Origin of the sequence: Pseudomonas sp. 2995-3 (assembly GCF_002742565.1) — a bacterium.
GTDB classification, from domain to species: Bacteria; Pseudomonadota; Gammaproteobacteria; order Pseudomonadales; family Pseudomonadaceae; genus Aquipseudomonas; species Aquipseudomonas edaphica.
On the sequence record NZ_LJSB01000218.1, the window covers coordinates 288,990 to 301,449 of the forward strand.

The window sequence follows — 12,460 nt, forward strand, 5'->3', positions numbered from 1 at the left end:
AGGCACTGCAGTTTTTCCTGAAAGTACTCAGCGTCTGGGTTTGGGGCCGCTTCGCAGCCCAACGCAGGCGGTGCGACGATTCGACAAGCCTGCTCGCCACAAGGGTAATTGGCTGCCTTTAAAAGTTGTGTAAGCGGTGGGTCAGGCAATGAATCCCTACACAGTCAGACCGCCATCGCAGGCAAGCCAGCTCCCACATTGATCGAGTGCATCTCAGCTGCTGGGCTGGGCTTCGAGCCAGGTGGCATGGCAGCTCTCGCGCATGGTTTCGCGCAGCCATTTATGGGCCGGGTCTTTGTCGAAGCGTGGGTGCCAGGATTGGGCCAATACCAACGTCGGCAAGGAGATAGGCAACGGGAAGGCGCGCAATGGCAGGTTCAGGCGGTTGGCGCTCAGCAAGGCTTCCTTTGGCACCGGCAGCAGTAGATCAGAGTCGGGCAGCATGAACATCGCGCCGTGAAAGCCTGGGGCGATCATTGCCACGCGGCGCTCCAGGCCTTGGGCATTCAGCGCAGTGTCAATCGGGCCACGGGCGATGCCGCGTCGCGAAATGCTGATATGGGAATAGCTGGCAAACCGTGCGGCGGTGATTTCTTCGTCGAACAGCGGGTGATCTTGCCGCGCCAGGCCAACAAAGGTGGTGGAAAACAAATTCTGTACCTTCACCTCCGGGCTGGCCGGCAGCGTATTGCTCACGCGCAGGTCCAGGCGCCCTTCGCGCAGCGCGTCGTCGTCGGTATCACCTTCGGGCACAAAGCACAGCTCGCACAGCGGCGCCATGCGCTCCATGGTGTCGAACAACCGACCGCCGTACACGCCGACAAAAAAGTCGTTGGCCCTCACGCTGAAGCGGCGGCGCAAGGTGCTGAGGTCTACCTGGTCCGCGGAGCGAAACAGCAACGCCGCCTGTTCCACCACGTTGCGCACCTGGCCTTGCAGCTGCAAAGCCTTGGGCGTCGGCACCAGGCCGCGACCGGCCCGCACCAGGATCGGGTCGCCCACCGCCTCGCGAATCCGCGTGAGCGTGCGGCTCATGGCCGCCGGGCTGAGGTTCATCCGCCGCGCCGCGCCGACCACACTGCCCTCGTCGAGCAAGGCGTCGAGGGCGACCAGCAGGTTCATGTCCGGTAGTTGCATGCCAAGCACTCGTGAGCAGTGGGGAGTGAATTGCACGCAATCCTAGCAGGGATCAGTGGCTCAGCGCTGCATGCCCCAGCGCTTTACGGTGAGCCGCTCGAAAGTATCAAACACCAGGTTTTCCACCAGCAGGCCGATCAGGATCACCACGGCCAAGCCGGCAAACACTTTGTCGGTGTACAGCTCGTTGCGGTTCTGGAAGATGTACCAACCCAGCCCGCCTTTGCCGCTGGTGGCGCCGAACACCAGTTCAGCGGCGATCAGTGTGCGCCAGGCAAAGGCCCAGCCAATTCTCAGGCCGGCCAGGATCGACGGCAGCGCCGCCGGAATCAGGATGAACAACACAAAACGCATGCCCTTGAGGCCGTAGTTGCGACCGGCCATGCGCAGGGTTTCGGACACGCCGAGAAACCCCGAATAGGTGTTTAGCGCCAAGGCCCACAGCACCGAATGCACGAGCACAAAGATCAGGCTGTTCTGCCCCAGGCCAAACCACAGCAGCGCCAGCGGCAGCAGGGCAATCGCCGGCAGCGGGTTGAACATTGAGGTCAGGGTACTGAGCAGGTCGCGGCCCAGTTGGGTCGAGACCGCCAGCGTGGTGAGGGCAAACGCCAGCACGATGCCGATCAGGTAGCCCTTGATCAGCACCGCCAGCGAGATCCAGACCTTGCTCAACAGCTCACCGCTGAGCAAGCCGTCGAACAGTGCTTGGGAGGTCTGCAAAAAGCTCGGCAGCAGCAGGTCGTTGTTCTGGTAGCGGGCGACCGCCTCCCAGAGAATCGCAAGCACGATCAGGATCAAGCCCTTGCGCAGCCAGCCTTGCTGCCACAGGCGTTGGCGCAGGGGCAGTTCGCGCTCGACAGGGACGCTGAGCAGTGGTTCGAGGGTGACTTCAAATTCCTGGCGCATGGTTCGGCCCCTTAGTAAGCAATGCGGATATCGGCGAAACCCAACTCACGTTCGGCTTCGGGCGCTTCATCGAACAGCAGGCGATGAATGCGCCGCGCCGACGCCTGGAATTCCACACCGCCGAGGCTGTGCAGGTCGTATTGATGGCTGTGGATTTCTGCCCGCACGCGCCCGGGATGCGGCGATAACAACAGGATGCGGTTGCCCACCACCAGCGCTTCTTCGATGGAATGGGTGACGAACAACAGGGTGAAGCGCACTTCTTCCCACAGCAGCAGCAGTTCTTCCTGCATCTTGCGCCGGGTCAGGGCATCGAGGGCGGCGAAGGGTTCGTCCATCAGCAGGATTTTCGGTTGCATGGCCAGGGCGCGGGCGATGGCCACCCGGGCTTTCATGCCGCCGGACAGGGTGTGCGGGTAGGCGTCGGCAAAGGCACTGAGGCCGACTTTTTCCAGGTAGTGCAGCGCGCGTTCTTCGGCTTCGCGGCGCTTGAGGGTCTTGGAGGCCAGCAGCGGGAACATCACGTTCTGTTTGACGGTTTTCCACGGTGGCAGCTGGTCGAATTCCTGGAACACCACAATGCGATCCGGCCCGGGTTCGTCGACCTTTTGCCCCAGCAGGCGAATCTCGCCTTCGCAGGGTTTGATAAACCCGGCGATGGACTTGAGCAAGGTGGATTTGCCGCACCCCGAAGGGCCGAGCAGCACGTAACGGTCGGCCGGGTCGATTTCGAAACTGACCTGGTGCGTGGCCCGCACCACACGCTCGGGCGTGCGGTATTCGAGGCTGACGTTGTCCACCGCCAACAGCGGTTTGGCGGTACTCAGGGTGCTGGCCGCGTGGCCTTGCAGGGGCGCGTTCATGTCAACTCTCTTGCCGGGAATCAGAAAGGCGCATCGCCCTGGATGGTGGTGCGAAACAGTTTGCGGCGCAGATGGCTCGGGCAACCGGCAGCCAGGTGGATCAGCGAGCGGTTGTCCCAGAACACCATGTCGTGGGGCTGCCACTGGTGGCGATAGATGTTCTGCGGCAGCACGCTGTGAGCGTAGAGCTGGGCCAGCAGGTCGCGGCTTTCGTCTTCCGGCAGGCCGACGATGCGGGTGGTGAAACCTTCGCTGACGAACAGGGCTTTGCGGCCGTTTTCCGGGTGGGTGCGCACAATCGGGTGGACCACTTCCGCCACCTGAGCGAGCTGCTCGGGCGTGAGGGTTGGGCGCCAATTGCCTTCGAATTTGGTTTCGCTGTAGCGCGCCGTGTAGGAGTGCGCGGCGCTGCGGCCTTCCACGGCTTTGCGCAGGTGCTCGGGCAGTTGGTCCCAGGCTTTGTGCATGTCGGCGAACAGGGTGTCGCCGCCTTCGGAGGGCAGCTCCTGAGCGTGCAGCATCGAGCCCAGGCTGGGCAGCTCTTTATAGGAGAGGTCCGAATGCCAGAATTTACCCGCATCACCCAGGCCGATGGATTGGCCGTTCTCGATGATGTTGGAGACGATCAGGATTTCCGGGTGGTTGGCCAGCAGGAACTGTTTGAGCACGTGGATCTGCAGCACGCCGAAGCGGCGGCTGAAGGCGATCTGTTGTTCGGGGGTGATGCGTTGGTCGCGGAACACCACGACGTGGTGATCCAAATGCGCGCGGTGGATGCGCGCGAAGTCTGTGTCGTTGACCGGGCGGGACAAGTCCAGGCCAACGATCTCGGCGCCGACGCTGCCGGGCAGTGGGCGAATCTCGAAGGATTGGGCGGTTGGGGTCGCTGTTGGAACAGTAGAGGTGGCGGACATGAGGGCACTCCCGGTCGGACAGGGGAGTGAATTTATAGGTATAAGAATGGAAGCTTAAATACCGTTAGCGAATATCGATATGCTTTAGGGTTGGGATCTGCGGTGGGGCGGGTGCCGCCATCGCAGGCAAGCCAGCTCCCACATTTTGATATGTGAACACATTCAAATGTGGGAGCTGGCTTGCCTGCGATGAGGTCACAACAGGCGCCGAAGATCAGCGCTCGTGCAACGCCTCGGCCCGCGCCTTGATGATCGGCTTGAGCAGGTAGCTGAGGATGCTTTTCTTGCCGGTAATGATATCCACCGAAGCCACCATGCCAGGAATGATCAGCAACGGCTTCTCGTCGGTGCCCAAGTGGCTGCGATCAGTGCGCAGGGTGATCATGTAGTAGGTGGTTTTCTTGTCTTCATCGGTGATGGTGTCGGCACCGATGCGTTCAAGCTTGGCCTTGAGGCCGCCATAGATGGTGTAGTCATAGGCGGTGAATTTGACGATCGCTTCTTGCCCAGGGTGCAGGAAGGCGATGTCTTGCGGGCGGATCTTGGCTTCCACCAGCAGGGTGTCATTGAGCGGCACGATTTCGACCATGTCGCTGCCCGGCTGGATCACGCCGCCCACGGTGTTGACCAACAGCTGCTTGACGATGCCGCGCACCGGCGAGGTGACCAAGGTACGGCTGACGCGGTCTTCGAGGGCACGGCCGGTGGACTCGGCCTTGTTCAGCTCGGTGCGGGCTTCATTGAGTTGGGTCAGGGCTTCGCTGCGGAATTTGCCACGGGTTTCGTCGATCTTGCGCTGCACTTCCTTGATCGCCGACTCGGCGCGAGGGATCGCCAGGGTGGTGGCGTCCAATTGACCGCGGGTTTCCATCTCGGCGCGCTTGAGGCGCAATACTTCCACCGGCGATACCGCGCCCTGGGCCACCAACGGCTCGGACATGTTGATTTCCTGGCGTTGCAGGGACAACTGGCTGCGGTACTGGCCTTGCTTGGAGCTGAATTCGCGCAGTTCCTGCTGGCGCTGCACCAGTTGCTCCTGCAAACCACCGACTTCGTCTTTTAATTGCTGACGGCGGCTTTCATACAGCGAGCGCTCGTTGGCGGCTTGGCTGGGCGCGGCCTTGAGCACGTCATCCGGGATGTTCAGCGGGCGGTCATCCACCTGCGCACTCAGGCGCTCGACGCGCAGTTGCATGGCCAGGCGCAAGGCTTCGGTTTCGCCGGCATTGGAGACAAACCGGGTGTCGTCGAGGCGAATCAACGGCGCACCGGCTTCGACGATCTGGCCTTCCTTCACATACAGCTCGGAGACGATACCGCCTTCCAGGTTCTGGATTTTCTGCAGCTTGGACGACGGAATCGCCTTGCCGTCGCCACGGGTGACTTCGTCGATGCTGGAAAAACCGGCCCAGGTCACCAGGAATATGAAGAACGCGATGATGGCCCAGATGGTCAGGCGGATCACCCTCGGCGCATCTTCGATCAGCGCTTTGTTGACTTCAGGCAGGGGCTGGCCCTGCAGCGAGTCGGTGCCTTTGAAGTAGCGGCCGACCGCGCTTTTGATGGAGTTAAGCAACACTGATCTGCCCCTTTTTCAACGCTTCCATAACCACGGCTTTCGGGCCGTCTGCGAGGATCTGCCCACGGTCGACCACCAACAGGCGGTCCACCAGCGAGAGCAGTGAGGCACGGTGCGTCACCAGCACCACGGTCTTGCTTTGCACCACGGCTTGCAGGCGTTGTTTCAAGCGTTCTTCACCGGTGTTGTCCATGGCGCTGGTGGGTTCGTCCAGCAGCAGGATGGGCGGGTTGAGCAGCAGCGCGCGTGCCAGGGCGACGTTCTGGCGCTGGCCGCCGGACAGGTTCTGCCCACGCTCGCCCACTTGCAGTTCATAACCTTGTGGGTGCAGGCGGGCGAATTCGTGCACGCCGGCCAATTCCGCGGCTTGCAGGACCATTTCGTCTTCTACATAGCGCGCACCGGAAACCAGGTTGTCGCGCAGGGTGCCGGCCAGCAATTGAATGTCCTGAGCGACGTAGCCGATGTTGTGGCGCAACTCGCTCACGTCGATCTGGCGTACGTCCACACCGTCCACCAGCAAGGCGCCGGAGTCGGGCTGGTACAGGCCGACGATCAGTTTGGCCAGGGAGCTTTTGCCCGAGCCACTGCGGCCGATGATGCCGATTTTCTCGCCTGGCTTGATCACCAGGTTGATATTTCTCAGCGCGGCGTTCTGCTGGTTCGGATACGTGAAGTTCAGGCCACGGCACTCAATGGCACCTTGCAGGGTGCGGCGGCTCATGGGCCGCTCTTCGAAATTGCGCTCCTGGGGCAGTTCCATCATCTGGTCCACCGAGGTCATGGTGACCTTGGCTTGCTGGTAACGGGTCAGCAGGCCCGACAGCGAGGCCAGCGGGCTCAGGGCGCGGCCACTGAGCATGTAGCAGGCAATCAGGCCGCCCATGCTGAGGTTGCCGTCGATGATCTGGTAAACGCCGAACACGATCATGATCACGCCGGCCAGTTGCTGGATGAGCAAGGTCATGTTCATCGACAGGCCCGACAGCAACTTCACGCGCAGTTCGAGGCGGCTGAGGGTGCCGATGGTCTGCTCCCAGCCGTACTGGCGCTCGCTCTCGGCGTTGTTGACCTTGACCGCATCAAGCCCGGCGAGGGTTTCGATCAGGCTGGACTGGCGCTCGGCGGCCAGGGCCATGGTCCGCTCCATAGTCGCCACCAGCGGTTTTTGCAGGGCATATCCGATGCCCAGGGCCAGCGGGAAGGCCAATACCGGGATCCACACCAGGTGCCCGCCCAGGATGGCGATCACCAGGAAAATCAGCAGGGTAAACGGCAGGTCGATCAGGCTGGTGAGGGTCAAGGATGCGAGGAAATCACGCAGGCTCTGAAACTCATGGATATTCTGCGCGAAGCTGCCAACCCGTGCCGGGCGGTACTTCATGGACATGCCGACAATGCGCTCGAACAGCGTGGCCGAGATGATCAGGTCGGTTTTCTTGCCCGCCAGGTCCAGGCACAAACTGCGCAGGCTTTTGAGAACCAAGTCGAACAGGTAGGCGCCGCAGATACCCACGGCCAGCACCCAGAGGGTCGCGGTGGCCTGGTTTGGCACGACACGGTCGTACACGTTCATCACAAACAGCGGCGCGGCCATGGCGATGATGTTGATCAGGAAGCTCGCGGCGATGGCGTCGGTGTAGAGCCAGCGCGAACGTTTGAGCGTGTCGCGAAACCACGAACGCGCCCGAGGGATCAGGGTGCCGTGGTTGACGTCGAATTTGTGCTGAGGCTGGGCGAAGAAGACTTTGCCGATGTAGTCATTGGCCAGCAGCTCACGCTTGATCAGTACTTCACCGCCGTCGCTTTCGCTGAGCAGGATGCGTGCTTCGTCTTCACCTTGCCAACCCACCAGCACGGTACTGCGGCCGTCCTTGAGCAACAGCAGCGCCGGCAGTGCAATCGTCGGGATCTGCTCCAGCTTGCGCTGCAACACCCGACCTTGCAGCCCGGCACGCGCGGCTGCACGCGGCAGCAACTCGGCACTCAGGCGCTGCGACGGCAGCGGCAAACCGGTGGTGAGCATGGCCGCGCTGGCAGGTTTTTGATGCAGGGCACAGAGCGCCAACAACCCGTCCAGTAACGGGTCGTCGTGGAGCGTGCGTGGATCATGACTGAGATGAACTCGACTGACTTCGGATTCCACGCGGCGCACTCTCGACTAACAGATGGGGCTATTGGGGTGGCTCAATTCATCCCAGGCAGTTGAACTTTAGGTTTCACGTCGTTCTGTACGACGGACGCCATCGGTGCGACCACTCCCTGGCTTTTGAGCAATTCACCCATGGTCGCCTTGATTCGATACTGAGTAAATAACTGAATGTTCTTGATCTCTTCCAGACGACGGGAAGCGGTGAACAATTCGTTCTCGCTGTCGAGCAAGTCGAGCAGGGTTCGTTGGCCGAGGCTGAACTGCTGCTGGTACGAAGTACGCACGCGGGTGCTGTGGTCGACGTATTGCTGGGCAACCGGCAACTGCGCATTGGCGTTGTTCAAGGCGTTCCAGGCCAGGCCCAGTTCTTCATTGAGTTGGCGCAAGGCGTTGTTACGGATATCCAGGGCTTGGCTGGTCTGGTACGACTTGGACTGCAAGTCAGCCTTGTTGCTGCCACCGGCGAACAGGTTGAAGCGCATGCGCACCATGGCTTCCCAGCCGTTGTTATGGCTGGCGTCGCCCGCTACGTTGTTATCGGCGTTGGTGCCAAGCTCGGCATCAAAGCGTGGGTAGAAGGTCGACTTGGCAGCTTCGTACTGGCTCTCGGCGGCGGAGATATCCGACTCGGCCGAGCGCAGGATCGGGCTGTTATCGAGCATCTGGCGACGGGCTTCATTCAGGTCCGCCGGCAGCATGGCCATAAATGGCGCTGGGCGCTCAAGCTGGTCGGGCATCTGGCCGACGGCGCTGAGGTAGTTGACCTGGGAGTCGGCCAGGTTGGTCTGCTCGGTGATCAGGTTGTTGCGAGCCTGGGCCAGACGCGCTTCGGCCTGGTCCTGGTCGGCACCGTTGCCGACACCGCGCTGGGTGCGCAATTTGATCTGGTCGTAGATGCGTTCGTGGTTGCGCAGGTTCTCTTCGGCCAGGCGCACGAATTCGCGGCGGGTCAACACGTCCAGGTAGACCTGGGCCACGGTCAAACCGGTGCGCTCGGAGGTGCCGAGCAAGGAATAAGCACGGGAGTTGACGTTGGCTTGTTGACGCCCAACTTCGCTGGACGTGGCGAAACCGTCAAAAATCATCTGTTGCAGGCGCAGGCTGGACTCGCCGCGGTTGAGCGTGTCCCAGTGGTTGCCGTTTGGGCCGTTGGCGGCGCGGGTGGTGGAGTTATCGGTGCCTTCGCGACCGTAACCGGCGTTCAGGTCAACGCGCGGCAAGTAACCACCTTGAGCGGCGCGCAATTGGTAATCGGCGGCGATACGGCTGTTCACGCCGGCCTGGATTTCCGGGTGCACATCCAGCGCCTGCTGCATGGCCTGGGGCAATGTTTGGGCTTGTACGAAACCGGCGGCGAGTACGAACGGTATTGCCTTGAACAGGTTCAAACGCATTTAAAAATTCCCCAGGACTTCTTGTCTCAAATCACAGCGATTGATACCGCTGCGTCGGATAATGGCTACCGTAATGACCGTACGTCGGAAAGTTCAAAAAGCGGAACTGCTTCACACATGTAGGACGGTTCGCCGCATAAATATCAATGTGACATTACGGGGCCAATTGTTTAGGATGGCGACCATAAGGTCAATACTTTGGCATAAACTAGATAACGAATAAATCTAGCCAATTATTTGACGCCAGTAACTACTTATACTACACCCCTCCTGTTTGGCCCTCCCCCCCCCGCGAGCGGCCACATGGAATTCATCAGTAACGGATCGCCGGAGAAATCTTTAATGAGCAGTGTAGTTGCCATCGTCAAAAGCATTGTTGGTCAAGTTTTCGTTATTTCTCCGGAAGGGACGCGTCGTGTTTTAGTAGAAGGTGACCGTCTGTTCGCAGGCGACCAGATCGACACCGGCATGTCCGGCGCTGTGAGCCTTGAGTTGGCCGACGGCCGCACCCTGGACCTGGGCCGTGAAACCCAGTGGAGCGCCGACCTGCCGGACTCCAGCCTCGATTTGGCCGCTGCCGCCGAGAACGCCGCGCCGTCGGTTGCTGAACTGCAGCAAGCCATCGTTGCGGGCGCCGACCCGACCACCGACCTGGATGCTACCGCCGCCGGCGCGACGGCTGCCGGTAATGGTGCTGCGGGCGGGGGCCACAGCTTTGTTGTACTGGACGCGACGGCTGGCCGTGTCGACCCGACGATCGGGTTCCCGACCGGCCCACTGGGCCAGGGCGCCGCAACAACGACCCAACTCACGGGCGCCCAGGGCGCCGGTGGCAATGGCAACCTGGTCTTGCAGACGTCGACCCTGACGCTGAGCGCAACGCCGACCATCACTGAAGCTGGTGGTGTGCTGACCTACACCGCCACCGTCACGCAGCCGCCGATCAATGACCTGAGCATCACCCTGTCCAACGGTGCCGTGATCACCATCACCGCCGGCCAACTGACCGGCACCGTTAACGTGCCGCTGGCACCGAATGACAGCCCGTACATCGACCCAAGCCAGATCAACGTGAACGTCACCGGCACCACCGGCGGCAACAACCTGGTGCTGACGATTGACCCGAACCCGGCCGTTACGCAGATTACCGACACCATCGACACCACCACCGTCACGTTGACGGCGGGCAATACCGTGACTGAAGGCGGTCAGATTACCTATACCGCCACCCTGACCAACCCGGCGCAAACCCCGGTGACTGTCACCTTGAGCAATGGCTCGGTGATCACGATCAAGGCTGGGGAGTCGGTTGGCACTGTTGTTGTCGATACTCCGGCGAACGACGTTTACAACAATGGCTCGACTGTCAGCACTACTATTACCGGTGCGACCGGCGGCAACTTCGAAAACCTGGTGCCGAGCACTACGCCTGCGGTTACTACGATCACTGATTCGATCGACACCACCACCGTCACGCTGACGGCGGGTAACACCGTGACCGAAGGCGGTCAGATCACTTACACCGCTACCTTGACCAATCCGGCGCAGACGCCGGTGACTGTCACCTTGAGCAATGGCTCGGTGATTACCATCAAGGCTGGGGAGTCGGTTGGCACCGTCGTCGTGGACACTCCGGCGAACGACGTCTACAACAATGGTTCGACTGTCAGCACTACTATTACCGGTGCGACCGGCGGCAACTTTGAAAATCTGGTACCGAGCACGACGCCTGCGGTTACTACGATTACTGATTCGATCGATACCACCACCGTCACACTGACGGCGGGCAGTACCGTGACTGAAGGCGGCCAGATTACCTACACCGCCACCTTGACCAACCCGGCGCAGACGCCGGTGACTGTCACCTTGAGCAATGGCTCGGTGATTACCATCAAGGCTGGGGAGTCGGTTGGCACCGTCGTCGTGGACACTCCGGCGAACGACGTCTACAACAATGGTTCGACTGTCAGCACTACTATTACCGGTGCGACCGGCGGCAACTTTGAAAATCTGGTACCGAGCACGACGCCTGCGGTTACTACGATTACTGATTCGATCGATACCACCACCGTCACACTGACGGCGGGCAGTACCGTGACTGAAGGCGGCCAGATTACCTACACCGCCACCTTGACCAACCCGGCGCAGACGCCGGTGACTGTCACCTTGAGCAATGGCTCGGTGATTACCATCAAGGCTGGGGAGTCGGTTGGCACCGTCGTCGTGGATACCCCGGCGAACGACGTTTACAACAACGGTTCGACCGTCAGCACCACCATCACCGGGGCAACCGGCGGCAACTTTGAAAACCTGGTACCGAGCACTACGCCTGCGGTTACTACGATCACTGATTCGATCGACACCACCACCGTCACGCTGACGGCGGGTAACACCGTGACCGAAGGCGGTCAGATCACTTACACCGCCACCCTGACCAACCCGGCGCAAACCCCGGTAACTGTCACCTTGAGCGATGGCTCGGTGATCACTATCAAAGCTGGCGAATCTGTCGGCAGTGTGGTGGTCGACACTCCACCGAACGACGTTTACGTGAATGGCAGTACGGTGAGCACCACCATTACTGGCGCGACCGGCGGCAACTTTGAAAACCTGGTGCCGAACACTACGCCTGCGGTCACCACGATTACCGACTCGATTGACACCACGACGGTCACCTTGACGGCTCCGTCCGAGGCGAACGAAGGTGGTCAGATTACGTACACCGCTACGCTTTCCAATAAAGCGGGTACTGATGTAACGCTGAAGTTGGATAACGGCTCGACCATCACCATCAAGGCTGGCGATACCGTTGGCTCCGTGACTGTTGCGGCGCCTGGCGATGACGTGTTCATCGATAAGAGCACCCAGACGGTCAAGATCACTGACACTGCTGGCGGCAACTTCGAGAAGTTGGAAGTGGCTGGTGATGGTGCAACTACGACCATCAACGACACCATCGACAAGGTCGATGTGGTTCTGACCGCCACCACCACCGTTGGTGAAGGCGGCAACATCGTTTACACCGCGTCGCTGGTCGACAAGTCGGGTAATGCGGTGACTAACATCACCAATCCGTTGACCGTGACTCTGGACAATGGCCAGACCATTACCATCGGTGTGAACCAATCGAACGGCAGCGTGACCGTTGTCGCTCCAGATGACGTGTACAAGGGCGACCAGACCGTTACTACCGCTATCACTAACGTGACTGGCGGTGAGCACTTCGAAAACCTGGTGCCAGGTACTACGCCGGTTAGCACTACTGTCACCGACACTCCGGACACCGACAACACCACTACCGTGACGCTGACGGCGCCCTCTGCAGTGAACGAGGGTGGTCAGATCACCTATACCGCTACGCTTTCCAATAAAGCGGGCACTGATGTAACGCTGAAGTTGGATAACGGTTCGACTATCACCATCAAGGCTGGCGACACCGTTGGCTCCGTGACTGTTGCGGCGCCTGGCGATGACGTGTTCATCGATAAGAGCACCCAGACGGTCAAGATCAC

At 60.6% G+C, this 12,460-nt stretch carries 8 protein-coding genes; 1 reads left to right on the forward strand and 7 read right to left on the reverse strand.

Going from position 1 to position 12,460, the window contains the following annotated elements:
• Positions 1-213: 213 nt before the first annotated feature.
• The 7 genes from AOA62_RS20815 to AOA62_RS20845 all read right to left on the reverse strand — a co-directional run bounded on the left by AOA62_RS20815 (position 214) and on the right by AOA62_RS20845 (position 8,948).
• Positions 214-1,137 (reverse strand): LysR family transcriptional regulator, encoded by a 924-nt coding sequence (locus tag AOA62_RS20815; protein WP_099549587.1) that lies wholly within the window; start codon positions 1,135-1,137, stop codon positions 214-216.
• Between the two features lie 60 nt (positions 1,138-1,197).
• A complete protein-coding gene (locus AOA62_RS20820) occupies positions 1,198-2,046 on the reverse strand; it encodes an ABC transporter permease (protein WP_099549588.1) in 849 nt (282 codons plus the stop codon).
• 11 nt (positions 2,047-2,057) lie between these two features.
• Positions 2,058-2,909, reverse strand: coding sequence for an ABC transporter ATP-binding protein (locus AOA62_RS20825; RefSeq protein ID WP_017136617.1), 852 nt, complete (start codon positions 2,907-2,909; stop codon positions 2,058-2,060).
• A gap of 20 nt (positions 2,910-2,929) precedes the next feature.
• Entirely contained in the window at positions 2,930-3,823 is an 894-nt protein-coding gene (locus AOA62_RS20830; protein ID WP_099549589.1) for a TauD/TfdA family dioxygenase, read from the reverse strand.
• A gap of 214 nt (positions 3,824-4,037) precedes the next feature.
• Positions 4,038-5,402, reverse strand: coding sequence for an HlyD family type I secretion periplasmic adaptor subunit (locus AOA62_RS20835; RefSeq protein ID WP_017136619.1), 1,365 nt, complete (start codon positions 5,400-5,402; stop codon positions 4,038-4,040).
• A complete protein-coding gene (locus tag AOA62_RS20840) occupies positions 5,392-7,548 on the reverse strand; it encodes a type I secretion system permease/ATPase (protein WP_026013663.1) in 2,157 nt (718 codons plus the stop codon). Before AOA62_RS20840 ends, AOA62_RS20835 begins: the two co-directional genes overlap by 11 nt.
• Before the next feature lie 41 nt (positions 7,549-7,589).
• Positions 7,590-8,948, reverse strand: coding sequence for a TolC family outer membrane protein (locus AOA62_RS20845; RefSeq protein WP_017136621.1), 1,359 nt, complete (start codon positions 8,946-8,948; stop codon positions 7,590-7,592).
• A 342-nt stretch (positions 8,949-9,290) separates the two neighbouring features.
• Between AOA62_RS20845 and AOA62_RS20850 the strand changes: the two genes are divergently transcribed.
• Positions 9,291-12,460: retention module-containing protein (locus tag AOA62_RS20850; RefSeq protein WP_143521894.1), on the forward strand; the 3,170-nt coding region annotated here is incomplete at its 3' end.